Here is a 26667-nt window from a genome sequence, read left to right as displayed (position 1 = left end):
CAAGGCACCCATCACCATCACCCGCCGATCCGGAGAACAGGGGCGTCGTCTGTTTCACGCGCCCGCCGTCGCCTGATCAACGAGGCAAGGCGAAACTGCTGAACATGCGCCGCGGTTTTCGAACATTGCACGTACGCTACCGGTCTAGAGAAGCGGGACAATCTGGTCACCGCCCCCCCGAGGATCCCCGAGCTCAACTTCAAGCCGAACGGCCGACAAGCCACCATGCAGCTTCCTCATTCAAACGCGGCTGGTCGGCTTTGAGCCGCATTCGAGCTACCGAAAGGCTGCGTCGCCCCCATCGAGAATCCTTCTCGCGGCCTACGTATAAATACTTAGTGGGTTCTACTTAGGGGAAACATCCAAATTTTCCAATTCATTAGAAGCGGCCAGTCTACGTTCTATCGACGTTTCGAAGATCGAGTCCACCATGTACGCTCAGGCCGCGAGTATTCACCAGATCAGCCATCATCCGAGCAGCGTCCTGTGCAGGCAATCTCGTACCTATGGACCGTTTGGTATGGTTGCGACCCCGATGCGGTTCGCTCGCAATAGTGAGATCTATGGCGAGGACGAAGCAGCCGAATACCTATACCAGGTGGTATCGGGTGCTGTACGAACCTACAAGATTATGGAAGATGGACGTCGTCAGATTGGTGCGTTTTATCTGCCCGGTGACATCTTCGGCTTTGAGGCCGGAGACAGCCATATCGCTTCGGCGGAGGCGGTCTGTGAGACGCACCTTTTGATGGTGAAGCGCAGCGCCCTCATCGTTCGCGCCAGCCAAGAGAGCGAGCTCACAAGGCAGCTCTGGGACGCGATGGCGCTTGAGCTCCGCCGCTTTCAGGAGCATCTGATGCTTTTGATCAGCAGCGCTGAACAGCGGGTCGTGGCATTTCTGCTCGATATGTCTCGCCGTACTACGAAGAACGCTGCGATCGAACTGCCGATGTCACGGCAGGATGTTGCCGACTACCTTGGCTTGACGATCGAAACGGTCTCGCGCACCCTCACTCAACTCGAGCAGAATGGCGTGATTGCCTTGCCGACCTTGCGCCGAATCGAGCTACGTAACGACAAATTGCCGAGCCGCGTTGCGCAGAACTTGGGCTAAGCTCAAGAAGCGCTGTGAAATGCGCGGACTTCCGTGCACCGAACAGCGCCGACAGATCGCAGCACGTGAAAGACACCCGAACATCGGCTTGGGCGATCGCGCACAGATGGCAGGATCGCTTGCTTACATTGTTCCTCCCTGGAGCACCGCAATGAGCATCGATCTTTTGCTTCGAGAGCATCGCAATATTGACCTACTTCTGGTCGCCCTCCAGCGTGAATTGGAGATTTTTGAGCATGGGGCTCGTCCAGACTATGAGGTCATTCGCGCGATTATCAGCTACTTCGAGGTTTACCCGGAGGTGTACCATCATCCTCAGGAAGATTTGATTTTCTCCAAGCTTAGAACTCGCGATCCGGATGCGGCTGCAATCATCGGCGATCTCGCGCATGAACACCAGGAAGTCATCGACCGCCTGCACCATTTCGCTCAAGCTATCGATGCTATCCTCGCGGATCGTGAAATCCTTCGGCAAGACGTCGGCAACATCGTACGCGACTTTATATTGCGGGAGCGGCACCACATGATGTGGGAAGAACGAGATTTCTTCCCCGCCGCCGTCAAGGCTCTATCGGCTGAGGATTGGATGGAAATCGCTTCCGCCCGCACTGATCATGGGGATCTGCTATTCAGCGAGACGGCGGAAGCGGCTTCCGATGCACTAAGAGCGCATATTCTGCAATTAGAGCAAGAAGCTGAAGCCGAACGGAGTTCGGTGGCGTTTTCGTCCGCAATGGCAGGTAAGCGCCAGATGGCGCCAAAGCCGATGGACCGTAAATGATCACTGGCCCTTCACGCCGGGCCGTGGAGGTCATGCTCATCTCGTTGAAATGAAGATGACAATCCTTCTGGCGCGTACGCTGCGCGCGGCCAGTGCGACATCCGCGCTCGATGATCGCTTGCAGCCCGTCCCTTCGCAAACAGCACGGCCGGGGTCCGGCAGGTCCCGTAACGTGAGCGTCGCGGGGCAATTGGCAGGACGGCTCGACCAGCGCCCCGCTAATAATTACTTTTGATATGAGCGCCCCTTACGTTCGCCGACCGACTGCGATCGATCATTGCGGCACTGCTGGACCTCTTCTTGCCCGGAACAGGGCAGGACCTTTATCGCGGTCCAAAGTGCGATACGCACATTGCGGGCATGCCCTACCAATTTTGGCTTTAGGGCCGCTATGGCCATCAACAACGCGGATATTTTGAGCCAGCGCAAAGCCTATCCGCCGCGTGTCCGGTAATCGGTTGGAGAGGGAAGAAAGGCATTCCGAATGCGACCGGACTTGGCACAAGCCTACGGGCAGCACCGGCTGCCGCGCTACACCAGCTATCCGACGGCTCCCCATTTCTCAGCTTCGATTTGCGAATCCGACTATCAAACGTGGCTCAAGTCGTTGGGCGCCCAGCAATCAGCCTCGATCTACGTGCACGTGCCGTTTTGTCGACGCATGTGCTGGTATTGTGGCTGCCACACGTCTGTCACGAAGCGCCAGGAGCCGATCTCGATCTATGCAGCGGGACTACGGACCGAAGCTTACCTCGTTGCAGAAACCCTTGGCCGACGGCAACCGATCTCTCATATCCACTTCGGGGGCGGCACCCCGACGATCATGACGCCTGAAACGTTCGCTGATCTGGTAGGTTCGTTGCGCCATTCATTCGCGGTCCTGCCTGATGCCGAGATTGCCGTAGAGATCGATCCACGCATGTTGAGCGAGCCGATGGCCGAGGCGCTGGGCTATTGCGGGGTCAACCGGGCGAGCCTTGGAGTCCAGAGCTTCGATCCAGTTGTTCAGCAGGGCATCAACCGTCTGCAGAGCTTCGGACAGACCGCGACCTCGGTCGATCGGTTGCGCCGCGCCGGTGTCGACCGTATCAATTTCGACCTGCTCTATGGCCTGCCCCGGCAGACGGTCGCTTCGTGCCTGGATACGGTCACCAGATGCCTCGAGCTTCATCCGGACCGGTTTTCGGCCTTTGGCTACGCGCACATTCCTTCCTTCAAGAAGCATCAACGTAGGATCGATGCATCCACCCTCCCCGACAGCGTCGCGCGCCACGTCCAATCCGAAACGATCACGGAAGCTTTGGTTGATGCGGGATATGTCCGCGTCGGAATCGATCACTTCGCCCTACCGGACGACAATCTCGCCCTGGCGAGGCAGCAAGGCAGGCTGAGGCGCAATTTCCAGGGCTATACTGACGATAGCGCGGACACCCTGATTGGTCTGGGCGCCAGCGCCATCGGCCGTATGCAACAGGGCTTTGTCGCGAACGCCGTCCAAACGAAGGACTACCTCGCTCGCATCAGCGAGGATCGGCTCGCCATCGCAAAGGGCTATTTACTGACTGACGACGATCGCTTCCACGCCGAGATCATCGAACGAATCATGTGCGATTTAACAGTCGATCTTTGCGAGACATCCCGTCGTTATGGCCGGGACCCAAGCTTAGCCGTCGTCGATCGTTCTCGTCTCGACGGCCTTATCGCCGACGGCGTCGTGGTGATGGATGATGGCCGGCTTTCCGTAGCCGGTGGCGCAGAGTTCCTGGCCCGCAGCGTCGCATCGATCTTCGACGCTCACCTTACTCGGACCGGAGCTACCCATAGTCTGGCGGTCTAAACCGACTAAGCCGAGCCGAGCCGTTTCAGATCCGAGCGCGACATCGCGTAACTGGCTTATGCTTTGGATCGCGACCAGTCGCCACGCTGAAGAGCACAACTGATTGGCATCCCTGTTCGCGGTCCCTCTGCGTCGAGCCGCACAAGGTTTCCAGCAGAGGTTGGAACAAAAACTTGACTAGAGCAATGACTACCTGACGCCAGACCAATAGCAAGCCGCTCATTGCAAGATCGAGGGCGACCCTGCGCGTGAGGATCGCTTTGGTCCGTGGCTCGATCTCGCCCACCGGGTTCGCCATCAAGAGCAGCAACGCCATCCGCCGCGAGATGCGGCGCCGCGCCGCCGTCGAGCCTGTGATCGGCCATCTCAAGGGCGACCACCGAATGCGCCGCAACCATCTCAAGGGCCGCGATGGCAACCGCATCAACGCCGTGCTCGCCGCCGCCGGCTACAACTTCAGCCTGCTCCACCACTGGTTCACGGAACTTTTACGCGTCCTGCTCTGGATACGCTGTCGCCGTCTATCGCAACGCCTCGCGTAAAACGGTGCTCAGAAACGTTCTTCACGAACGACAATCTGCTTTCGTCACGCGACAACCGGAATCCCTCGTGCTGGCGCGATTGCTTGTCGATATCGCGCTTGTGCACAACCTGCCGACCCGTAACAGCGACGAAGAGGCGGACCATGGTCATCCCGCTGGTCCACAGTGGCCAGGGGCAGAAATGCCTCTTGGCTCCGATTAGCTGGTCGCATATCGATTTTTGGCATCACGCGCCCTCCAATCTGTGCAGACGAGCCTTGATCTGGTCACGAGTCCCGCGCCAATTCCTGCCTTGGCGGCGGTCTGGATAAAATGGCGAGGCATGACGCAGTCGACGACATAGTGACGGCTGTCACCGACCGCCATGGCCAGCTTCATCTTGCTACCTTTGATCTGGCCTGCGTCGAGGCTAGGCTATTCGGCACCTACCAGATCAATCGACAACTCTCTGAGTGGAACCTTTCTCCCCTGATAATACGCGCCGCCGGGGCCCACCATACTGTCTTACGAACAATTTGTCGTCAGGAGAGAGCGGGCCTCAACGCCCTCTCTCGCTGCCGATTTTCCTGGGCTACATGAAGTCGTAGTCGTCCTCCCAATCAGGCGTCCTATTTGCTGCACGTGCCGATCTTTCGGCATACCTGCCATCGCTCTCCTCAGCCTTCGCAAGATAAAGCGTAGGCTTGTCTGCTCGCTGCCATTCACCCGCGCTATTGTTCGTCCACTTGTCGGACTGTCTAGGGTCAAGCACCATCAGGGAGTCGCTCACATCAACAAAACCGAGCGTCGCGGCCCGGCCCCTTGCCGCCTCGTTTATCGGATGGGATAGCAGCAGCGGGCTGTCGCCATCCAACCGAAGTTGATGCTCTAGCAAAATGTCCCCTGCATTATCCACCAGGGGATGAACGACCCGAAAATCGACCGTCGAGGTAATTTCCTTCCGTCCAGGGAACAGCCTTTCAAATTTGGCGCGCGCGCGCCTATCCTTGAACACATCTTTGACGGGAGCCCCACTTTCCGTGCGCAGAAGTCCGACACTTTTCTCCCCTAGCTGGTAGCTGAAATACCTCGCATCTTTTGAACCTTTTCTCCCGTGATCATAGGCAACTTGTGCAGTCCGTGCGGCCTTGTTTGCGATCGGACCCGAATATCTCTGCGGGTTACTGGCGATATCCTGAATTTCGTCGCCATAATAATCCTCTACCTTTTCGATGAATTCGTTTCGAGAGAGCTCCACCACAGGTGGCTCGGAGGCGAGAACGTAGGAGCGTGAACCGCTGCCGGAAGAACTCGCATAAGAGCCCGGATCTGTTATGTGCATTCCAGAAAGAGCGTCCTCGAAGCTTCGCCCCCCGGGCTGTGCCGTCTCATCATTGTCGTGATAGGCCGCCCATGGAAAACTGGATGAGTCGTTGATTCGATTGTACATGGACTTGGTATTCCTTTCAGCGAAGATGATTTAACCGAGCATGAGCCGGTCGGCCGAGCGGAGATTGATAGTCAGCCAGTCTGACGAGAAGCTTACGGCAATTCGGGTTTTCGGGTCGATCCCATCGAGACTCGAAAGTCCGAGACTGCGTAGCGTTGCGCCGACGATAGACGGTAAGGTACCGATCTTATCGATCTCTTCCGTCGCCCGTGACGAATTAGGAAGCGACGATCTATCGCTGTGATTTGGCGTGAGCAAGTATTCGATTTTGCAAGAAAGCCGTGGGTAGATCTTGGTTTTCTTGCGGTTTTGGATTCCGGATTTGGCGGCTTCGTGATTCCTTTGACGGCGAGATTCGCTGTTGGGGAGAACCCATGAGCCGTCCGCGCGACGATCGTCAGGACGATCTGTTTCGTCCATCTCTGGAGAAGATCATCAACCTTCGCCATCCGCTGGTGCGTCTGTTCGGCGGAGATCGATTGGGACTTCCTGGCGGGACGCTTCAGTTCGGTCTGTCGCCTGCGGGGCAGCCACCGTTGCCGACACGATTGGTAGCCGGACTGTTCATCCTCAAGCACATGCACAATCTGTCTGACGAGGCACTGTGCGACAGGTGGGTCGAGAACCCGTATTTTCAGTATTTCTGCGGCGAGGTGGTGTTCCGGCACGAGTTGCCGTTCGATCGCTCGTCGCTGACCCGCTGGCGCCAGCGGCTGGGTGAGGAGCAGATCGCCGCGCTGTTGCAAGAAAGCCTCTCGGTGGCGCATCGAACTGGGGCGATCGAGACCAAAGATCTCGAGCGGGTCGTTGTGGACACCACCGTCCGGGACAAGGCGATCGCGCATCCGAGCGATGCGCGGCTCATGCACCGGGCGATCGAGAAGCTGGTCGATTTGGCCAAACGCGAGGGTATCGAACTGCGCCAGAGCTATCTGCGCGTGGTCAAGCGCGCCGCCGTCATGGTGGGACGCTACACGCATGCCCACCAGTTCAAGCGCGCCCGGCGAGAACTCAAATTCCTGCGCACCCGGCTTGGCCGCATCATCCGTGACATCAGACGCAAGATCGAGGGCGACCCTGCGCGCGAGGATCGCTTTGGTCCGCGGCTCGATCTCGCCCGCCGGGTTCGCCATCAAGAGCAGCGTCAGCGCGGTCCCAAGGTCTACTCGTTGCACGCCCCCGAGGTGGAGTGCATCGGCAAAGGCACGGCCCGGGCACCTTACGAGTTTGGCTGCAAAGTCTCGATTGCCACGCCTGCCACAGCGCCCAAAGGCGGGCAGTTCGTGCTGCATGCCAAGGCCCTGCACGGCAATCCCTATGACGGCCACACGCTCGGTCCCGTCATCGCCGATCTCGAAAAGCTCACAGGGGTCCAGCGCGCCGCATCCACGGCGATAAGGGCTATCGCGGCCACAACTATCCAAACCGGTTCAAGGTCTGGATCAGCGGCCAGGTTCGCCGCGTCACCAACGCCATCCGCCGCGAGATGCAGCGCCGCGCCGCCGTCGAGCCTGTGATCGGCCATCTCAAGGACGACCACCGAATGCGCCGCAACCATCTCAAGGGCCGCGATGGCGACCGCATCAACGCCGTGCTCGCCGCCGCCGGCTACAACTTACCGCCACTGGTTCACGGAACTTTTACGCGTCCTGCTCTGGACACGCTGTCGCCGTCTATCGCAACGCCTCGCGTAAACGGTGCTCAGAAACGTTCTTCACGAACGACTTTCTAATCCCAGGTATATGGGCCGCATATCAGGGCATGATTGAGCTACGCTGAACTTGCGCCTCAACTAGGGTCAGATTTCGGCGGATGTCCTCGCCGTAATCGGACCATCGGCTGTCCTCCTTCCGCTGATGGAGGTCGGCACGTTGCCTAGCAGCGTCGCTCCTCCCGGACATACTTCCGCCCGGCCGCTAAAGGCGGCCGGGCCTTTTTTCACCAGGATCTCTCACGATTATCGAGCCCGCAAATCGTTGACAGGCGGTCGAATTCTCGACCAAGACCAGTCCCAGATCAACGGTCGGCTGGAGCCGATGCGGCGCGTAGTTCGCGGGCCGCGGAGACCATGTTGACCAGCGCGGGGCGAACCTCCTCCCATTTGCGCGTCTTCAGGCCGCAGTCCGGATTGACCCAGAGTTGCGAATCCTGCAGCCGCTTTCGAGCTAAAGCCACGAGCTCTTTCATCTCGCTCGACTCGGGCACGCGCGGAGAATGGATATCGTACACGCCCGGCCCGATTTGATTCGGATATTTGTAGTTCCGGAACGCGTCGAGCAGTTCCATCTTCGAGCGCGAAGTCTCGATCGAGATGACGTCCGCGTCCATTGCAGCAATCGCATCGATGATGTCGTTGAATTCCGAGTAGCACATGTGGGTATGGATCTGGGTTTGATCGGCGACGCCCGATGAGCAGATGCGGAAGCAATCCCCGGCCCACTCGAGATAAGCCGTCCACTCCGATCGACGCGGCGGCAATCCTTCGCGCAGTGCAGCCTCGTCGATCTGGATCATGGCCGCACCAGCATTTTCGAGATCGCCGACTTCGTCTCGGATAGCGAGCGCAATTTGACGACAGACCTCGCCTCGGGGAATATCATCGCGAACAAACGACCAGTTCAAGATCGTCACTGGTCCGGTCAACATCGCCTTCATCGGCTTCTCGGTTAGCGATTGCGCGTACCGCCACCACCCCACGGTGATCGGTTTCGGCCGTGAGACATCGCCAAACAAGATCGGCGGCCGGACACAGCGCGAACCATAGGATTGTACCCAGCCGTTTTTGGTAAATGCGAAGCCGGCGAGTTGTTCGCCGAAGTACTGCACCATGTCATTGCGCTCAAACTCGCCGTGCACGAGCACGTCCAGGCCAATGTCCTCCTGCCAACGTACGGCACGGGCAGTCTCTTCCTTGAGGAACTCGTCGTATTGTCCGTCGCTCATCGCGCCTCGCGCGTGTGCTGCGCGGGCATTGCGGACCTTCGCAGTCTGCGGAAACGAACCGATCGTCGTGGTAGGAAACGCCGGTAGTTTGAAGCGCTTGCGCTGGATCTCGGCACGACTGGCAAATGGACTGGCGCGCCGGCGCGTGGTCCGGTTAATCGCTCTCATCCGGACGGCGACACCGGCATCTTGGATCTTTGGCGAAGTCCCACGATTGGTGGTGGCGCGCTCCGATTCCGCAAGAGCGCCGGCAACATTCTGATCGCCTGCAAGAGCCCGCGCCAAGGTCGCAAGCTCGCGAATCTTCTGAACCGAGAATGCAAGCCAACTCTTGACGTCTGAAGCGAGCTCCGTCTCGAGTTCAACATCGACCGGCACGTGAAGCAGCGAACAGGAGGGAGCGATTTGTATGCGATCCTTGCTGAGCTTCGCGATAGCGGGATCGAGCCGCTGGCGCAGTGCCGACAAATTCGTTCGCCACACATTGCGGCCGTCTATCGCGCCGAGTGACACGACAAGATCACTTCGCTTGGCGGTTATGATCTGGTCCAATAACGCTGGCGACCGAACCAGGTCGACGTGCAGCCCGGCGACAGGCAGGCGCAAGGCGGTGGGAAGATTGTCGCCGAGGCCACCGAAATAGCTGGCGACCATGATCTTGATGGCCGGCCCTTCCTTGGCGAGCCGGTCATAGGCATGTAGCAAGGATTTTCTTGATTCCTCATCCAGATCAAGAACCAGGCAGGGCTCGTCGAACTGAACCCAATTTGCCCCACGTTTGGCCAATTCCTGCAGAACCTCGATATAAACCTGTAGCAGGTCATCCAATAGTGACAGTGGCTGGAACGCAGGATCAGCACTCTTGCCTAGCTTTAGGAATGTGACCGGGCCGATCAGGACAGGGCGAGTCTGAAAGCCAATGGCCTTGGCTTCCTCATACTCCTCGATAGGCTTGCGAGAGGACAGCCTGAAAGTCTGTCCGCGGTGAAATTCCGGGACCATGTAATGGTAGTTGGTGTCGAACCACTTGGTCATCTCCTGCGCGGGTGCGCCATCGCCGCGAGATCCGTGGCCGCAACTCGCACCCCGGCTGTCGTATTGTGAACCGCGTGCCATGGCGAAATACGTCTTGAGGGAAACGGGCTCGGCTTTCGAGGCGTAGACTTCCGGGATGGCGCCGACCATAACACTGGTGTCGAGCACCTGATCGTACAGCGAGAAGTCGTTCGACGGAATGACGGTGACACCGAGGGACTTCTGGCGCGCCCAGTTCGCGGCACGTAGGCCGGCCGCATCCTCGAGCAACTGCTGTTCGCTGGTTCTTCCGGCCCAATAGCTTTCGAGTGCAAATTTGAGCTCGCGCCTTGGACCGATGCGCGGCGTTCCGAGCGTGGCAACCGGAAGTGAGAGAAGAGACATAGCGCTAACCCCGTGTTGGGGGCAAAGGCCGTGGCGGACGCAGGCAGGAGAAGTCGCCCGAGCGACGGCTGCTTGGCGCACCACCGGGACACCCCGCCCGTGGATGAACATATTGTCGGGGCAGGTCTCCTGGCTCGCGGGTCATTGCTGCTGTCCGGCCTTCCCGAAGCCGCGCGGGCTTCAGTGACTTTGTTGGACAGTGGCTCGCCGCTCACAGTTGCGGGGGCAGCGCCGGCATTGGCACCGGCTTCCCTCTTAGCTCCGGATCAAATGGAAACCGGAGAACCTCGACGACTTGGATTATCGGCAAGAGAACTCGGCCGTCAACCTCTCAAATTGGTGCTGCGGCCTCTTACGCGAACGACGCTCCAAGGCCACTCTTGATCGCGACGTGGACGCCACTCTCCAATCATAAGATATCGAAATGGCCATCTCGAAGGCGCGTGGCGTCGGGCGGCGTGTCAGATCTATTGAAGAGACGACGCGGCAGTACCACGCCGAGCGGGACGTTTTCATGCGGCCCGGCTTTCGAACGATTCATCGAGCACGCTTCGATGCCTCCTCCCTTCTCCACCAATAACCATGGATCAGTGTCGAATAGGCGCAAGAGGTATGCGCTAAATCCAGCAGCGTGCTCAGCGAGCATGTCGATGTACGACCAGCCAATCCTGGTAGGCGTTACGCTGATGTTTTAGTGATACTGGCCAAAGCAAGCACATTGAATCACCACAACCACAAGAGAGCCTCGCAATGAAAATTGCTGTTTGGAGCGCCCTCGGCGTCTTTGCTGCTGCCGTCTTTACTGTCGGTCTGTTCGGCTGGATGGCAAGGCCTTTTATGAGCCACCCCGTCAGACAGATGCTCTCGAAAGCGTTGAGTAATTCAAGCCGAAGCTAGTAAGACCTGAGACTTTTCTCTTGCCGGTCGACACGGCTGCGTGGAAGCGCAGTTCCTCTAATGTTGACTGCAATGACGAGCAGGTAGACGACGGCCCATAACATCGCGCGAGCGGAGAATGCTACGTCTCGTCCGCCTGCTTGATCCGTGAAGTTCCTTAACGTCGATTCCAAATCGCTCGCCGCTGAAGGGCGGCTCCGCGTTGATGTAGGCCGCAAAGTGCCAAGCACAACAGGCTTGGGCGCCCTCGACATTCGTAGTAGCGGCGACGCCCCCGGATCACACGGATCGATGGCGGCATACCTGCTCCCAATTGTCGTCAAGACTCCGGCAGCAAGGCATTCGCCCGCACTGTCGAAGATTCAGTGCGTGATAAGAATCATTCTCGGACGTCGTGGCGAATAGGCTGAATGGTAACATTAGAACGTGCGCAGGTCGGTAAGTCGACAAAGACGGCACAAATCTGGCGCGAACTGCCGGTTATTGCCTGGCACGAAGAATGCAAGCCCTTGGCATGTCCAGGCTTCTCCTCCTGGGCGGGTCCAGCATTGCAAATTGAGGCTTTGGCTGACCACTGAAGTTAGCGGCGCGTGACATCGAGGGACGGCGCCTGCTCGTGCGGGACATCGGCAGGCGCCCGCGTCACGTTGCCGCTAACTTCTTGCGATCGCGCATAGCACGTTGAGGAGAACGTCCCCGCTTTGGAATTGACGTGTGGATGATAACCAGATGGGCCGGAAGCAATGAAGAAAATGTCTGGAAGACGCGTGCTTTGGTTCTGTATCGGTCGGTCGCTGATCTGCCTGGCCGGGCTGGCGGCGACGAGCAACAATGTTCGCGCCAACGACCACGCGCTTGTCGAAAGGGTCAAGTCAACGTGGCGAGCGCAAGATGGTGAGACTATAGAACAAATCATCTCCATGGTCTCGAAGGTGGCTCACTTTGTGCCTCGATCATGGGGAGTCGCCGAAGGAATTGACCGAACAGAGTATGTCTATTTTTCATGGACCAGGCACCCGGACAATAGATCAGACGAACAGTACGCTATCACTTGGAAGATCGCGACCGACGGGACGATTAAACTTGCGTCGACATATGCAAAGCCGATTGAGTTGGGCTGGCGTGCCTTGGCGCTCTCGTTGATCGCCAGTGAAGTCACAGATGGCGAAAGGGACGCAAATCTTCACTTTCTGCATGATCCGGCCAACTTCAATTTCGTGACGACTGCGCAAGGCAAGCTCGGCAATCTTCTGCGGCACGGCCGCTGCCATATCATTGAACCCGTTGTAGTTGATTACGTGTCGAAACCGAATGACAAGTCGGCCGAGAAGGGGGATCTGTGGCGCGTTCTGCTTTTGGTGAACTGTAAGATCCCGGGGCCCCATTATTTTACCCACAACGGCGTCATCGCTTTCGAGAAGAGCGAGGGACAAGATTGGGAGCCGCAATCTTTCTTCGCCAAGCGCATCGCGGCCTTTCCTCCAGGCTCCTGGTTCGATCGGATAGAGCCAAGTGAACGGGAAGCAATAGAGAGGACGCGAAAGGCCTCGGCCGATGGTCGCACAAAGCAAGATCGCGGCGCAGCTCCTTGACGCTGAGCGCCTCCGAGGAGCAGCAAAGCACACGCGTTCGGAAGCGCTGACTTGACCTGTTACGCTTTTGCGACAAACCGCGAGCCCCTCGCAGCTCGTCATAGGGTAGCACCGTTGCTCTCGGCCCATTCCGCGAAGCAATCGATGCCATGACCAGGCGACCACGTGCCAGCTTACGAGAGCCGGCTTAGCCCTCCCCGCTCACATGCAGCGAGCGGACGCCAACCTGCGACGCGGCCAGCTCTAGATCCATTCTTCGGGGGAGTTGGCCCAGCGATGCTTGCGGCCCCTGCTCTGACCAGGCGTGCGCGCAGCGCATCGCTTCAACGGACAATGGCACCCGTAGGAGCGTGACGCCGAAGGCGGCACGCGGGAGCGAGTGCAGCGACGAGACCGGTTAAAAGGGTACCCGGGAACGGGGCAGTGATAGCGACGCCGGCATACTTCATGGCGGCGGGCCCCTTTCGCGAGTATCCCCGGCGAGGAGCTCTGCAGCCATGCTGCGATTTATCGACCGCAGAATTGGGACGGAAGATCGAGATTTCCTCACGCGCATTCGTTTGCGCGTCGTAAATCCCGATCTGAAGCATGCTTCTTTAGCTCTTCCCCACCCGCCCGGGCGCCGTCTCTCGTTACAAATTCGGCTTTGAGTCGGCCGTCGACTTCAAGCCCGTAACAAGAGATCGGCAGTTCACGGCTCCCCACTGCGCCTCCGGATCGCGATGGACGCGATAACCGTAACTGTCGAAGAAGCCATCGACCACGTCGCGGAAGCGGCCATCCATCATCGTGTTGTAGACCGTCCCGGTGCGAGGATCGCCACGAACACGAATCGTCGTCGCAGCAAGAAGTGAAACGCCTTCCGAAGGCCGGCCGCCTTCTCCGCGCCGACGGAGCGCTCGATGTTGTCAAATTCTCCAAGCGTGGATCGCTCTGCCTTTCGCCGGCGTACCCGATACACGAAGTTCGCGCATCTGAGCCACTCGCTATCGTGCGGAGGCGTGTCAAGGCTTGGCTCCGCATCGAAGCCAGCCGCGATCTGCGCCGGCACGTCGCCGGTTAGCGCATAACGTCGGGCGCAATCGAAGGCGAGAAAATCGTCAACGGTGCCGATCTCCATGAAGCGCGCCTCCTTGGTGGCGAACGGAAGGCACCTGCCGCTCGAGGAAACTTTTGACGTCCTCGGGCCGCGGCGCGATGCGGGCGATGTACCCGAGGCGAAGCCGCTTCCGCAGTTCGTAGAGCGGATCCGACGGCGGCCCGGCGAGTTCTCTTGCCTCGACAGGACGGCGCAACTGTCTAGCCGGCGCCTGATGGTGTTCAGGCCAAGGCGACCGCAGGGGCTCAATGGTCCATTCGACGGTTGCCTCTTTGTGCCCGCCTTCGCGGAGCAGGGCGTCAAGCCGCCACACCAGGTCGCCGGCGCGACCGACGAGTCCCTGTGCTCCGCGCTCCGCGTACCTGATGGTGTTTCGAACACGTGCCTCGAGCTGTCTGCGAAAGGTCTCGATCCGATCGAACATCTCGCGATCTGCTCGAAGATGCTTTCGATGGCCAACAAGTCGTCAGCCGCAGCCATCCGGCCCTCTTCGAGATCGGACGCCATGCTTGCTGCGGCGTATTCCTCGGCGAGCACCTGCATCGTCTCGGACGTGCAGGAATTCTGCGAGCAAGATCCACGATCGCGTCGCGGAAACGGTAAGGATGGGTGACGGTGAGGATGGACTAAATCCTTCAGCAGCAGCTGGTCGACGAACTCCTCGAAAAAGGCCTCCAGCCTGGTGCCCACGGTCTTCGGTTCCATGACCGTCCGTCGGGTACGCTTAAGGTCGGCCAAAATGGCCCGCAGACTCTCGGTGAACTGATCGACCTGATTGCGAGCCTCGCGACGGCGAGTGCGGCCTCGCGTTGTTTGCGGTCGGTAATCTCGCGTGTGAGCTGCTGCAATTTGGCGGCTCGTCTCTCTCGCGATCCATATTCGACAAATATGACGTAATATCATTGAGTTAAGAGCACGCCCCCATTGCTGGGGTACCCGAATATGGATACCTATATACCCGAGCAGAGGTACCCATGGCCTACAACATTAAAGACCGCGACACTGACCGGATCATTCGTGAACTTGCCGCCCTCAAAGGCAAGCCGATCCTCGATTGCATTCGCGAGGCTTGCGAACATGAAATTCAGCGTGAACGTCTGAAGACGCCGCTCTGGGAGCGGGTGCAACCGCTGCTCGACCGCATCGCCCGCGCTCCCAAAACCGGCCTGACCGCCGATAAGGCGTTTTTCGACGATCTGTCCAGTGAGGCCTGATGATGATCGATGCCTCAGCCCTGGTCGCAATCTTGCTACGCGAGCCAGACGCGGCTGAGCTCGTCATGGCAATTGCGGACGCCAAGGCGCCGTTCACCTCACCCATCGCAGTCTACGAAACGATCTGTGCTCTCATGCGCGTCAACGCATGGGGTGCGCCGGAAGCGGAGGCGGCAGTGCGAGAATTTCTCGACGCCGGATCCATCCGCGTGTGCGCGATTGCCGACGAAATGATATCGACCGCCGCTATGGCATTCGATCGGTTCGGAAAGGGGCGACATCCGGCTCAGCTCAATCTTGACAACTGTTTCGCCTATGCCTGCGCCAAGACCTATCGCGCGCCACTGCTGCACAAGGGTGACGACTTTCCGCGAACCGATCTCGAGCTGGTCCATAAAGGATAGACCGCTGGCAACGTCCGTACGATTACCCCGAACTCCCTGCCTTGGCCCGAATTCGCGGCGCTGACGCCCGCGGCCGACGAGCGGCTCTCGGAAAACTCCGATCCGCGACGGCTGGATCGCACGCAGATACTAGATAAGCTCAAGACGAAACTCACGCGTCTTGGAGTTTATCCAAAGTTTTGAACCTAATGTCGTCACGCCTTGCCAACAAATGCCAATAGCCGAGGCCATCTTTAAGCCACTTCCACGCTGGTTGGCTGGTTGAGCCGCTATCGGAGAAGAAAGGATAGTCGAGACCAACCGGTGCCAGCTTCAGAAGTCGCTTAGCAACCTCGTCCGCCACGTACCATGAACCCAGCCGCTCCCTCGATCACTGTCTAACGGTCGGGCCCGATGTCTGGCGCATCGACGAATCTACATCGACGGATCGTGCGCTGTACGATGGCGCTCGCAAACGCGTTGCAAGCCATGTTCATTTACTTTGATTGATTTCTCTCGGGAGCATTCGGTTGTTTTTTAATGCACCGAGTTCGACGCTGTGCCCGATGATCTTAAGCACGGTGCAGTGTGCGTCTACTGAGAGAGACGGTCGAGGCCGGAAGCCTATCGCAACTCACACAAGAAATCGCTTGAATCTCACGTTACGTCAGGCCGTAGGTTGGCAACCACAATCGAGCTTCCACCAACCAAACATCGAATGATGCAGCACAGACCAAGTAACCGACATGGTGCGATCAAGCAGTCGAATGCGGCGACGCCGGATTGCAGGTGTTTTTGAGCGCATGGACCAAGAGCGAAAGGCTGTCGGGATGAAACGTCGCGCGATGATAACCGCATTGTTCGCTATCATCACATCTCCGGCTTGCGCAGCAAAACTCAGCGGCCCTCCACGCATCATCGATGGCAATACGATTGAGATCGAGCAAACCAAAATTCGGCTTTCGGGTATCGAGGCGCCAGAGACGGATCAGATCTGCCTCGACGCCCACGGCCAGAAATGGGCTTGCGGCATAGCTGCTCGTGATGAGCTTATCAGGCATTCGAATGGACGAACGTGGGATTGTCACACCACGGGGGTGGATAAGTACGGACGGTCACTCGGCAGCTGCTTCATCGCAGGCGAGGACGTGAACGCATGGATGATAAGCTCGGGCTGGGCACTATCATCCGATCCTCACACCTACATTATCTATGAGGTTGTAGCGAGCAATGCCTATGCGGGCCTATGGTCGGGGGCGTTCATCGCTCCTTGGGACTGGCGTCGCCGCAACAAGGGGACCATCGTTGTCGGCGCGAGCTCGATACCGATCGACGCTCAGGAACTCCTGCTCGGATCCGCTTTGCTATCCGACCCGCCCTCACCCGATTGTCTGATAAAGGGCACGCTGGGCCGCGGGGGCGAGCGCATTTATCACATGCCCGGGCAACTCGGTTACGGACAAATCGATATGACGAAGAAGGCGGGTGATCGATGGTTCTGCAGCGAAGCCGAGGCTGAAGCCACTGGATGGCGTAAAGCAGCGCGATGAGGCGACACATGCACGCAGACCGTTCCCCTAATATGTCTAGCTCGCTGATGATCAAGCCTTCGCGCCGGTCGCTATTACTATCGCTGTTCGCGTTTTCTGCGGTTGGCATGCGGCTTGGCGACAACATCGTTAACGCGAAGGAAGCAAACCGGCTGCCCAAGCCGGATAATCTGCTCTCGCCGGATGCTGCGCTCAAGCGGCTGATCGAAGGTAATGACCGATTTGTCCAGGGCGCATCACGAGGCGGCGATTTCAAGCGCGAGCGTGAGGTTTTAGTCGATGGACAAAATCCATATGCGGCGGTCCTGAGCTGCGCGGATTCTCGCATAGCGCCTGAACTTGCTTTCGACAGCGGACTTGGCGACCTGTTTGTCTGCCGCCTCGCCGGCAATTTTGCCAACGATGTCACGATCGCGAGCATGGAATACGCCGTCGCTGTGCTGAACACGCCGTTGATTTTGGTACTCGGTCATGATCGCTGCGGCGCGATAGACGCCACAATCAAGTCGCTCAGCGACGACAAGCCGGCACCGGGGCATATTCCCTCCCTCGTCGCTGCGCTTGCGCCTGCCGTACGGGAATCTCGCCATCAAACCGGTGATGCGTTCGCCAATGCCATCCGGCAAAACGTAATCGATAACGTCGGCAAACTTAAATCGGCGGGCCCGGTTCTGAACGCGGCAGTTGAGCAGAACAGGCTAAAGGTCGTCGGAGGTCTGTACCGGCTCGACACCGGCAGGGTCGACTTGCTGAACTGACCTGTACTTTCGCAGTCGTTTGAACTGCCTAGCACGGCTCCGGTTGAGTTCCGCAAAACTCGCCCGCCCATCGGTAAATGCACCGGACGTGACAGCTGCACAATTGACATACAGCTTCGGGACACCTCTTTGCATGCGCGGGCTTTTTATCCTCTTCTTAGTTTACGCACTTATGTTGGCAACGCGCGGCCAGTCCCCACACAATTCCTGCCGCGACCGAACAGGGTCCATGCCTTCCGTCAATGCACTGGTCAACACAGTTGGCTGAAGCCGCAGAAATGCGCTGCGATGGATGTCGGGATCTAAGCGGGGGCTCGGCGACACGGGACAAATTTCAGCAAAATATCCTCGCCGGATCGTCCGGTTTGGAACCGATGGAGATCGTACTGTCAAGCTCACCGACTCAGATCGGGCTGAAGATCACATACAGCAGAATTAGGATCACGACGGCGGTCCAGCCTGCTGATGTGAGGAACACTGTTGCTCGCGACGGCATTGGACGGTCTCTCCTGCATCAGCCAACGAAGCGACCGGCAATCTCGAAAACGCAGCATCGCTGAAACTGTAAGACCATACTTTGGATCCGCAATAAACCGGCAATTTTCGCGCGCGACAGTTGCGATCATCGGCTGGAACGCAGAATACTCTTCTGCGCGTCGCCTACACCCCGTCGAGCCTGGCACTCAAGGATGGATGGACGTCCTGAGAATGTTGTCCAAAGAGCGGTGGTAGCTCTGCGTGGGCGCACCTTGTCAATTTGCATTCCGAAGCGGGTGCGTCGGCAAGCACCTTTGAAGCAGCTTTGCCGATCCCGACGTCAGCCTCATGATCATCTTGCCTCAATGCACGTCGCCCCAGGTCTCTTCGACCAACGCATCGATCATGTCGGATACATCATCTTGCCCCACGTTAAGTGTCAGCGAGATCCGCAACCGTGCCGTTCCCACAGGCACCGTTGGCGGCCGTATCCCACGAATATCAAAGCCGCGCGCCTGTAGCGCAGAGGCGAGCCGCATCGCGCGGGCGTTGTCGCCCACAACATAAGGAATGATCTGTGAGTTCGAAGAACTCGCGCGACCGCACACAATGAGCTGCCGATGTGCAAAGTCGATCAAATCGATCAGATGTCGTTGCCGCTCGGGCTCCTCCTGCAGGATTAAGATTGCCTCTCGCACCGCGACGGCCATTAGGGGTGAAGGCGCGGTGGCGAAAATGAATGGGCGGCACCGATTGACCATGAAGTCGCGCAACACGCCGGAACCCGTGACAAGAGCACCCGCCGCGCCCAGCGCCTTGCCGCAGGTGTGGATCACTAAGAGATTTTCGCGCCCCTCATAGGGCCCAGTAAGGCCCCGTCCCTGCTCGCCGTAAACACCTGTGGCATGTGCCTCATCCACGACCAGAAACGCTTCGTGGCGCTCGGCGATTGCGACCAGATCTGTAAGCGGTGCGAAGTCTCCGTCCATACTGTAGAGGCTCTCCACCACGATCCAGACGCGTCCCTTTCCGCCCCTAGCGCGCCAGTCGCCAATCGCGTCTTCGATCGACTGGGGGTCATTATGGGCGCTTATCCGGAACTCGGCTCTGCTCGCTCGTGCGCCATCATGAATGCTAGCATGCACGAGCGCGTCGAGAACAAGCAAATCGCCTTGCTGCGGCAGCGTTGTCAGAACGGCAAAATTTGCGATGTAACCGCCGCCGAAGAACAGTGCGGTCTCCGCTCGGAAGAACCGCGCCGCGTCCGCTTCGAGAGCTTCGTGCTCCTCACAATTTCCGCGCAGGAGCCGTGACCCACCAGCTCCGATCGGCGTTCCGGCATCGAGCGCGGTTAGCAAAGCCTTCTTCATACGGGGCGCACTCGCCAGCGCAAGATAATCGTTTGAAGCAAAATCGGTCCCTTTGCGCGGCTTCAGGCCGCGGAGCCGATCGTCTTCATTCAAGGCTTCCAGGGCCGCGACATAGCCATTAAGGGGCGTATTCATTGATCGAATTCCTACCGCCCGCAGCAGCGCGCAATCGTCCGAGTCTTCGTGGCACGGATCTCAACTTGTGTCATGTCATCGACAATTTGCAAGCAAATCGAAGCGCCGCTGGCCGAGAAGCACAGCACCAAAAGTCCATCGGTAATGGACTGCCGTCCGGCGAACAAGCCTCCTGCTCGGCTGAATCCCGCTTTGGCCGTCACGACCAAGCGCACCAGGATCGCTCAACGGCATGACTAATCGTACACCTTTGACTTGCAAGCAGGCTCCCTCACCGAACGTCCGCCGAGAGAATGAACCAGTGGCGGTGCAGGCCATTCCATCCTCAATCTAGCTATGTGGCAGATTGTGCTTCCTCATGCGCGCGCAAACTTTGTACAGAGCGGACAAGCGGCGGGCGTTCGCTCAGCGACCATGATCTGATCGTATCAGAAGCGCACGTTCCGCACCCGAGCGCTCGCGACACCACTATCAATCCTAGCGCATCAAACCATGGACCTTTATGACGCGCTGCGGCGCGACAACCTAACGATAATTGTCTAACCGACTTGCAAACAAGCTTCGGACCATCATGTTCCTTCCGGTCCTCTCACCTAGGGACCGTCCCGGACACAGGGGACCGGCGACATGTACGGGTACGTCGCGCGTGCCAACATCGATCGCTATCTCAGCGTGCTCTACAGCGCGGATCTCATCAGCCATGAGCGACAAACGGTCACGAAGTTGCTGCTCGGCGAGTTGGACGAGCTCCGTCATGATCTCACGCAGCTTGAGTCTTCCGAAAGCGAGCCGCAAACGGCCGTGAAAGGGTCAACGTCAGGCGACTATGCGCATCCTATGCGCTCGGCACAACAGAACGCGAAGACTCGGATAGGTTGTTAGTAGACGTTGAAAGTCTTCAAAGCCCGCTAGATGCTTTTACGGCGCCTTGCACGAGTTCTCGCGGCATCTAAGACGGCGATTTGATCGTAGAATGACGCTAAGTGCGGCACGAGATCGACTTGATCTTCGTCGTCAAAACCCCGCATCTGCCATCAGCTTCTCACTCTAGTTCGAGTTTGACTCACCATGGCGGAGATCAAGTTTGCTCACCGCGGCTTTATCTCGTGAACCACGATCCAGAAGATGAAAATTCATCAAAACAGGCGTTCCAAGGCCGATTTCAGGCGTGACCCGGGCCAAAATTGCATTCATACATCGCGCTAAGTGAAGACAATGATGGCATGGAAAGTCTCGCGTTGGCGAAATGGACCGGGAGCAGGACATGGCCAGTCATTTCTACCGACTGCTTTACCGATTCCGGATGCGGGCTTATGCCGAAACATTGTTTCGGCGTAGCATGCACGAGAAGCAGGAAGGGCTGTGGCTGCAATGCAGCCTGATGCGGCTTGGGAGCGAACTGCGACAATCCAACCACCGGTCCAGCGCACCGTGTCAGCCGGTGCGGGATGCGGCCGAAGCCATTGTCAGACCCAGCTGAGGACGCCGGACGTCGCGCTGCCGAGAGCACACGTGTTACAAGCAGCAACAAGCGCTGTTGGAGCCGACTGTTGCGAGAGAGGATGGCATCAGCGTCTACAACAGCATGACAGGTACGAGACGCACTGACGGGGGCAAGTCATCATGTGATGGTCGTGCTGTCGGATGGCGCCGACGGGCTGCCGGGCATCATGGGCACTTGTTGTCCTCGCATCACCTTATTCGCTATTCCGCGCTGGCTGACTCTCGCTTGCCAGCACCCGTCGCAGGCCCGAGCCGTTCGGTCGGATGGCGGCCCAATTTCGGCTTCAGCTGTGCTAGTTCAATAAAGTCGTCTGCCTGCCGCCGAAGCTCGTCTGCGATCATCGGCGGCTGGATCGCATCGGTCGAGATGACGGTGACAGTGACGCCGCGCCGCTGCACGGCCTCCACCAATGAACGCAAGTCGCCGTCACCAGAGAATAGGATCATCTGGTCGATATGCTCCGCGAGCTCCATGGCATCGACCGCAAGCGCAATGTTCATGTTTCCCTTCACCTTACGCCGACCGCTGGCGTCAAGGAATTCCTTGGTTGCCTTGGTGACGACGGTATAGCCATTATAGTCCAACCAGTCGATGAGCGGCCGGATCGACGAATACTCCTGATCCTCCGCAATCGCCGTGTAGTAGAATGCCCGCAGCAACCGGCCCTCCCTCCGATACTCCTCAAGCAGACGCTTGTAGTCGATCTCGAAACCAAGCGCCTTGGAGGTAGCATGGAGGTTGGGACCGTCGATAAAGATGGCGAGCCTTTCGAATCGGGACATCACTGCTCCAGCTTCCAAAATGCCGCGCAGGCTATGAACCAGCCACTTACGAGGACGAGCTGGAGAGTCGGCAGCGAAGGGGCCTCTTCCAATGACATGGGACGAGATTTTTATCGAGCTCACACGACGATCGCGTCTCCTGTTCCATCGACTTCATATCATCGGCCCAAGGATCCAGCGGAGGCCTTCTCGAAGTTCTGTTGCTTACCTGTGTCGGGTTCGCGTGCGAGATCCATCTTGTTGAACTGGCCAGTCGAAAAGCTGCGCGCAGGCGCAGCACTGCAATCAGCGTTATGATTTGTACGAACACCGTTGAGTGCAAGGATAAGCGGAACGGAAACCGCCACCGCGATCAGACCGTACTCGATGGAGGTCGCCCCAGTCTTGTTTGGCCAAAACCGCAGAAAAGCAGATGATCTCATGACAAATGTCATTTCTGGCCGCCCCCCCCCCCCGGCTTGGTATTCTGGCGCTGCAATTCCTTTCACTTTCAGTCCCTGTCGCCTTGTCACGTTGGTTATCTCAGATCCCTTCACGAAACGTGTTTTGAGGCGCACAATCTCGTGCTTGCAGCACCGTTCCTCCACTGTTCACCTGTCGTCTCCGCTGATCAACAGCAGCCTGCCATGTCCGTCCGACATGCTGGCAATAAATACCTTGCTCCCTTCGGCTGCGCTCGGCCGAACTCTGCACGCAAAGGACAAACAGCCTGGTTTCCTACCCGAGCGTCGCATTCGCGCCCTCACCCGAGGATTGACCACCCCGATCAGGTCTTGAGTTATGACCAGGCGCAAGATCCTGCGCCAGTCCAAATGCGGTCGTCGTAAACCCGGGCAACAACCCAGCCATAAGACGTCGCGAAATCGGGTGCAGCTTGCCTTACAATAGACTCAGCGTCTTGGCGCTAATCATCGCGACGGGCCTCTCTTGGAGACTGACTGCGAGACTGCCCCAAAGACTCCACTCGTTTCAATACAATGAGTTGAAGAGGCATAAGCGGCCGACACAAGCTTATAGCAGCAGCAAGCCTTTTGCTCGAGGGACTTGCGATCATCAATGTGCAAAGCGCCGCGCATCTTGCGAATCAGACCGTGTTCTTCGAATCGGACCAGTGTCTCTGCGCCCCCGGCACCGCGCAATCCGAAGGCATTAGAAAGATAGTCATAGGTGACCGGCAGCATACGGGCGTCAACAGCATCACTCGCCAAACAAAGCCAGGAGGAAAGCCGCTGTTCGCGATCGTGTCGAACTCCACACAATCCCGTCTGAACGCACTGAAACGTCAGCGCCTGGATGTACTTAAAGAGATGCACTCGGATCTCTGGACGCAGCTTTATTATTCGACGCAAATCCCCGACACGGATCCGCCGTGCGCTTCCGGCAAAGAGTACGACCGATTGATGCGTCGCAAGGTGCCCTCCCCATAAGAACGAAGCGCCGACCACCCCCCGATATCCTACGAGTGCCGTTTCCAGCATGCTTCCTGCCGTGACAATTCTCAGTGAAGCCAGACCCGACTCCATGAAGTAGACGTGCTCGACATGCATATTCGGCTCATGCAGAGTCATGCCTTTTTGCAGGGTGATCGGCTCAAGGAGCTCCCCTATTGCCGCAAGGTCTCGCAAGGGCAGCCGCACCAGAATCGCATTTTTGACCAAGGCTCGCTCCTTGGGACGCACCAAAAGAGGTTAAAACATCAACCGCGTGTTGACCGCCCGCTTGCGAGCCACACTTCTGGAGCAGTCTGGTCGTGGACGACAGCGGGTGCGTGGTCGGTTATGGTCTCCTGGGTGCTTTTCTTGTGCCATGCCCAGCAAGTGGACCCGCCCCCACGGACACTGGGCGGAGCCTGCCCACTTGCTTTGAAGCGCCAAACCACGCTGTGCCACAAACTCACGGGAGTTCAGGTCTTCCACGCGCTATACGACGTCGCGCAAGACAATATCAGATAGCCGCACAATCAGCTCTTTGAGGCACCCATTCTCTCGCCTGCAACGTCCCAGCGGGCAGCGCTCGTCCGTCATCGCCAATGTTTCATATAGAACTTGTTGTCACGGTTCGGTCGTGTTTTCTTTAGAACCTGCGCAGTAAAGGACGCCCCGACAAAGACCGTACGTGAGGTACGAACAACCCAGCTTTTCGACAGCGCGTGTCGTCCTGGTCCCAGATTTGATCGTTTCGTACGATGCAGAGGCCTCAGAAGAGTTTCCATGCGTGCGGTCGGAGCAAAATTCGTCGCATCTTAAAACCGTATGGGGTGTGCCTACGATCTGCCTTGCAGCGCGTCACCGCTTCCACGCCGGCGGCCATAGCGGCATTGCGGCTGGAAACCTTGTCGCGCGTGCTGCGCGAAAAATGCGCGCTCAAACGCTCGATCCAGAACCTGACACTGTCTCCGATGACGTCCAATGCTCCATACTGACACGAAACGACCTGGCAAGCGACAACCATCTCCGTCAATCACCGCTCGGAGCTATCTGAGGCATCGAGGAGTCCTGCGAGATGGAGTCGCGGGCTCCCTCGCAGTGAGAGCCAGGTATGCTTCTGGCGACGCAAACTGTTGCGCCTGGAGATTCCGCGCGCATTTGTCCGCTTCGTACAAAGTTTACATCTGCCAGCGAACACAATCTATCAACAGGACCATGCAAGTAGCGCGCTGGAGCGAACAGGTGTGAGGCAGGCCGCAAGTCATGCCGGGCCGCGATCACGATCGAAGCATTTCATTTTACGGCCAGGCACTGAACGCGATATCGCGCCAGGAACATCCTTGTGATCCTTGCCAAGATCAAATCATGGTAGATCACCACGAACCGATATGACCGATTCACAAAAAGTGCGGACGCGTAGTGCCGACGGCATCACGGCGCCGCTGCGGCACGCGACCTTCAGGCGCATCTGGCTTGCGAGCCTCCTGTCCAACGTCGGTATCTTGATTCAAGGCGTTGGTGCGGCCTGGGCCATGACCCAGATGACATCGTCGGCTGACAAGGTCGCGCTGGTGCAGACCGCGCTCTTACTGCCAGTGATGCTGATTTCGATGCCGGCCGGGGCGATCGCGGATATGTATGACCGCCGCATCGTGGCGCTGGCTTCGCTTGGATTGGCGCTCGCCGGAGCAACCGGGTTGACGGTAGTCGCCTGGCTTGGGTTGGCCACGCCCAACCTCTTGCTCATGCTATGCCTCGTTGTCGGCAGTGGCATGGCACTAATGGGACCGGCTTGGCAATCGTCGGTTAATGAACAGGTTCCGCTGGAAGCACAGCTGCCTGCTGCGATCGCGCTGAACGGCATCAGCTACAACATTGCGCGGAGCGTAGGTCCGGCAATCGGCGGAGTCGTGGTAGCAACCGCGGGAGCAGTGGCCGCATTCGCGCTCAACACGTTGCTGTATCTGCCGCTGATTATCGCGTTGTTTCTTTGGAAACGCATCAGCGCGCCCTCACGCCTGCCGCCTGAAGGATTGAGCCGCGCGATGTTGTCTGGCATACGCTATATCAGCAATTCGCCCTCGATCAAGATTGTGCTGGCCCGCAGCCTCGTGACCGGCATCACTGGCGGTGCGATCACCGCTCTGATGCCGCTGGTGGCGCGCGATCTCCTGCATGGCGACGCGCAGACCTACGGTATCATGCTCGGCGCTTTTGGTTTTGGTGCGGTGGTCGGCGCACTGAATATCACCGAACTGCGCAAGCGGTTGAGCGGCGAGGCCGCGATCCGCGCTTGTGCGCTGTCCATGGGCGCGACGATGGCCGCGGCTGCGCTCAGCCGCGAACCGGTATTGACCGCATCGGCACTCGTCCTGGCTGGTGCTGCGTGGATGATGATGTGGGCGGTATTCAATATTGGGGTGCAGCTGTCAGCGCCGCGCTGGGTGGCCGGACGCTCGCTTGCAGCCTATCAGGCGGCGAGCTCTGGTGGGATTGCCGTCGGCAGTTGGGGGTGGGGCCGTCTGACCGACGCGGTGGGGGTCGAAACCGCGCTACTGGTGTCGGCCGCCCTGATGCTCGCCTCCCCCCTCATCGGCCGTTGGCTGCCTATGCCCCGCATCGGCGCGCGGGGTGATGACCCTGAGCCGCTCGCCGATCCCGAGGTACGGCTCGCCTTGACCGGACGCAGTGGCCCGCTCGTCGTCGAGATCGAATACCGGGTTGCACAGGAGAATGCCAGGGCGTTCCACAATGTGATGCAAGACGTGCAATTGTCTCGGCAACGCAACGGCGCCTACGGCTGGTCGATCGCGCGAGACATCGCCGATCCGGAATTGTGGACCGAGCGTTATCACTGTCCTACCTGGCTCGACTATTTGCGTTGGCGGAACCGCTCGACGCGGTCGGAACGTACACTGGAGCAGCAGGCAATTCGCTTCCACATCGGCCCCGCGCCGGTACGGGTCCGTCGCATGCTGGAAAGGCCGTTCGGCTCGTTACGCTCGATTGACGACACGACCGAGTACGCAGTTGGCGAAATGCAAGGGGAGATCGCAAGCCCGACGAAGGCATTACGTAGCCGGCCACTCCGCCCAATCAAATGACGCAGCTTGCTGGCAGAGGCCGGAACGCAGCAATCGACACTTCATCACACGAAAAGCGCCTAGACGCTCTTTGCCTTGCCCTCGCGAAAATCGGCGAGGACGTCAGGCCGGGCAAGCGATAATAGCGCGACGATTTCCGTCGTGTGCGACGAAAGGTTCGGCCTTTGTAAGCCCTTATCGGATCTTTCAATTACCCATAATTGTTGCCTCGATTGCGGCTCCAAGTTCGATGTCGTTCAGCCGCGATAGTCCGCGCCAGATCACGGTGTTTCCTGGAGGCGGATCGTTGGCTCGGGCCAAGTATCCTCCG

21 protein-coding genes, 2 pseudogenes and 1 riboswitch are annotated in these 26667 nt (G+C 58.5%); of the genes and pseudogenes, 15 read left to right on the top strand and 8 right to left on the bottom strand.

What is annotated here, in order from left to right; genetic code table 11:
• The first annotated feature begins 430 nt into the window (after nucleotides 1-430).
• The 4 genes and pseudogenes from AC1VNY_RS14565 to AC1VNY_RS14550 form a co-directional block, all read left to right on the top strand.
• A complete protein-coding gene (locus AC1VNY_RS14565; protein ID WP_482405653.1) occupies nucleotides 431-1114 on the top strand; it encodes a helix-turn-helix domain-containing protein in 684 nt (227 codons plus the stop codon).
• 151 nt (nucleotides 1115-1265) lie between these two features.
• Nucleotides 1266-1895 (top strand): hemerythrin domain-containing protein, encoded by a 630-nt coding sequence (locus tag AC1VNY_RS14560; RefSeq protein WP_482405652.1) that lies wholly within the window; start codon nucleotides 1266-1268, stop codon nucleotides 1893-1895.
• A 484-nt stretch (nucleotides 1896-2379) separates the two neighbouring features.
• Nucleotides 2380-3732 (top strand): oxygen-independent coproporphyrinogen III oxidase, encoded by a 1353-nt coding sequence (gene hemN / locus AC1VNY_RS14555; protein WP_482405651.1) that lies wholly within the window; start codon nucleotides 2380-2382, stop codon nucleotides 3730-3732.
• 308 nt (nucleotides 3733-4040) lie between these two features.
• Nucleotides 4041-4274: pseudogene (locus AC1VNY_RS14550) on the top strand (transposase); the annotation flags it as partial.
• A 571-nt stretch (nucleotides 4275-4845) separates the two neighbouring features.
• Here AC1VNY_RS14550 and AC1VNY_RS14545 read toward each other — a convergent pair.
• On the bottom strand, nucleotides 4846-5703 hold the full coding sequence (locus tag AC1VNY_RS14545) for an Effector protein NopP (protein ID WP_482405650.1): 858 nt from the start codon (nucleotides 5701-5703) through the stop codon (nucleotides 4846-4848).
• A 374-nt stretch (nucleotides 5704-6077) separates the two neighbouring features.
• Between AC1VNY_RS14545 and AC1VNY_RS14540 the strand changes: the two genes are divergently transcribed.
• Both AC1VNY_RS14540 and AC1VNY_RS14535 read left to right on the top strand, forming a co-directional pair.
• Entirely contained in the window at nucleotides 6078-7220 is a 1143-nt protein-coding gene (locus AC1VNY_RS14540; RefSeq protein ID WP_482405649.1) for an IS5 family transposase, read from the top strand.
• On the top strand, nucleotides 7190-7435 hold the full coding sequence (locus AC1VNY_RS14535) for a transposase (RefSeq protein WP_482405648.1): 246 nt from the start codon (nucleotides 7190-7192) through the stop codon (nucleotides 7433-7435). The genes AC1VNY_RS14540 and AC1VNY_RS14535 overlap by 31 nt, the downstream gene beginning before the upstream one ends.
• Before the next feature lie 284 nt (nucleotides 7436-7719).
• Here AC1VNY_RS14535 and metE read toward each other — a convergent pair whose 3' ends face one another.
• Complete coding sequence (gene metE, locus AC1VNY_RS14530) at nucleotides 7720-10065, bottom strand: 5-methyltetrahydropteroyltriglutamate--homocysteine S-methyltransferase (RefSeq protein ID WP_482405647.1); 2346 nt, start codon at nucleotides 10063-10065, stop codon at nucleotides 7720-7722.
• 102 nt (nucleotides 10066-10167) lie between these two features.
• A riboswitch (cobalamin riboswitch) is annotated at nucleotides 10168-10370 on the bottom strand.
• Between the two features lie 1335 nt (nucleotides 10371-11705).
• On the opposite strand from metE, the gene AC1VNY_RS14525 reads away from it, so the two are divergent.
• Nucleotides 11706-12554 (top strand): nodulate formation efficiency C protein, encoded by an 849-nt coding sequence (locus tag AC1VNY_RS14525; protein WP_482405646.1) that lies wholly within the window; start codon nucleotides 11706-11708, stop codon nucleotides 12552-12554.
• 784 nt (nucleotides 12555-13338) lie between these two features.
• Here AC1VNY_RS14525 and AC1VNY_RS14520 read toward each other — a convergent pair.
• Complete coding sequence (locus AC1VNY_RS14520; protein WP_482405645.1) at nucleotides 13339-13674, bottom strand: hypothetical protein; 336 nt, start codon at nucleotides 13672-13674, stop codon at nucleotides 13339-13341.
• A pseudogene (locus tag AC1VNY_RS14515) lies at nucleotides 13655-14556 on the bottom strand (Wadjet anti-phage system protein JetA family protein). Before AC1VNY_RS14515 ends, AC1VNY_RS14520 begins: the two are co-directional and overlap by 20 nt.
• Nucleotides 14557-14627: 71 nt before the next feature.
• Here AC1VNY_RS14515 and AC1VNY_RS14510 point away from each other — a divergent pair.
• The 4 genes from AC1VNY_RS14510 (at nucleotide 14628) to AC1VNY_RS14495 (ending at nucleotide 17558) form a co-directional block, all read left to right on the top strand.
• Nucleotides 14628-14867 carry a type II toxin-antitoxin system VapB family antitoxin gene (locus tag AC1VNY_RS14510; protein WP_482405644.1) on the top strand — a complete coding sequence of 80 codons (240 nt, stop codon included), beginning with the start codon at nucleotides 14628-14630 and terminating at the stop codon, nucleotides 14865-14867.
• Nucleotides 14867-15271, top strand: coding sequence for a type II toxin-antitoxin system VapC family toxin (locus AC1VNY_RS14505; RefSeq protein WP_482405643.1), 405 nt, complete (start codon nucleotides 14867-14869; stop codon nucleotides 15269-15271). Before AC1VNY_RS14510 ends, AC1VNY_RS14505 begins: the two co-directional genes overlap by 1 nt.
• A gap of 809 nt (nucleotides 15272-16080) precedes the next feature.
• The gene (locus tag AC1VNY_RS14500; protein ID WP_482405642.1) at nucleotides 16081-16800 is read left to right on the top strand and encodes a thermonuclease family protein; all 720 of its coding nucleotides are present in this window, start codon (nucleotides 16081-16083) and stop codon (nucleotides 16798-16800) included.
• A gap of 8 nt (nucleotides 16801-16808) precedes the next feature.
• Nucleotides 16809-17558 carry a carbonic anhydrase gene (locus AC1VNY_RS14495; protein WP_482405641.1) on the top strand — a complete coding sequence of 250 codons (750 nt, stop codon included), beginning with the start codon at nucleotides 16809-16811 and terminating at the stop codon, nucleotides 17556-17558.
• Nucleotides 17559-18397: 839 nt separating this feature from the next.
• Here the strand turns inward: AC1VNY_RS14495 and AC1VNY_RS14490 are convergent.
• Nucleotides 18398-19540 carry an 8-amino-7-oxononanoate synthase gene (locus AC1VNY_RS14490; RefSeq protein WP_482405640.1) on the bottom strand — a complete coding sequence of 381 codons (1143 nt, stop codon included), beginning with the start codon at nucleotides 19538-19540 and terminating at the stop codon, nucleotides 18398-18400.
• Nucleotides 19541-20167: 627 nt separating this feature from the next.
• Between AC1VNY_RS14490 and AC1VNY_RS14485 the strand changes: the two genes are divergently transcribed.
• Both AC1VNY_RS14485 and AC1VNY_RS14480 read left to right on the top strand, forming a co-directional pair.
• A complete protein-coding gene (locus AC1VNY_RS14485) occupies nucleotides 20168-20422 on the top strand; it encodes a hypothetical protein (RefSeq protein ID WP_482405639.1) in 255 nt (84 codons plus the stop codon).
• Nucleotides 20423-20804: 382 nt separating this feature from the next.
• Nucleotides 20805-21020 (top strand): hypothetical protein, encoded by a 216-nt coding sequence (locus AC1VNY_RS14480; protein ID WP_482405638.1) that lies wholly within the window; start codon nucleotides 20805-20807, stop codon nucleotides 21018-21020.
• Nucleotides 21021-21244: 224 nt separating this feature from the next.
• On the opposite strand, the gene AC1VNY_RS14475 is transcribed toward AC1VNY_RS14480, so the two are convergent.
• The 3 genes from AC1VNY_RS14475 to AC1VNY_RS14465 all read right to left on the bottom strand — a co-directional run bounded on the left by AC1VNY_RS14475 (nucleotide 21245) and on the right by AC1VNY_RS14465 (nucleotide 23484).
• A complete protein-coding gene (locus AC1VNY_RS14475; protein ID WP_482405637.1) occupies nucleotides 21245-21826 on the bottom strand; it encodes a LabA-like NYN domain-containing protein in 582 nt (193 codons plus the stop codon).
• Between the two features lie 158 nt (nucleotides 21827-21984).
• Nucleotides 21985-22260, bottom strand: coding sequence for a Flp family type IVb pilin (locus tag AC1VNY_RS14470; RefSeq protein ID WP_482405636.1), 276 nt, complete (start codon nucleotides 22258-22260; stop codon nucleotides 21985-21987).
• Nucleotides 22261-22734: 474 nt separating this feature from the next.
• Nucleotides 22735-23484, bottom strand: a complete 750-nt coding sequence (locus tag AC1VNY_RS14465; RefSeq protein ID WP_482405635.1) for a Crp/Fnr family transcriptional regulator — start codon at nucleotides 23482-23484, stop codon at nucleotides 22735-22737.
• Nucleotides 23485-24101: 617 nt separating this feature from the next.
• Between AC1VNY_RS14465 and AC1VNY_RS14460 the strand changes: the two genes are divergently transcribed.
• On the top strand, nucleotides 24102-24248 hold the full coding sequence (locus tag AC1VNY_RS14460; protein ID WP_482405634.1) for a hypothetical protein: 147 nt from the start codon (nucleotides 24102-24104) through the stop codon (nucleotides 24246-24248).
• A gap of 393 nt (nucleotides 24249-24641) precedes the next feature.
• Nucleotides 24642-26357, top strand: coding sequence for an MFS transporter (locus AC1VNY_RS14455; RefSeq protein ID WP_482405633.1), 1716 nt, complete (start codon nucleotides 24642-24644; stop codon nucleotides 26355-26357).
• Nucleotides 26358-26667: the final 310 nt, after the last annotated feature.

The organism is Bradyrhizobium ferriligni (genome assembly GCF_056837965.1).
This window is presented reverse-complemented; position numbering and strand designations above follow the sequence as displayed.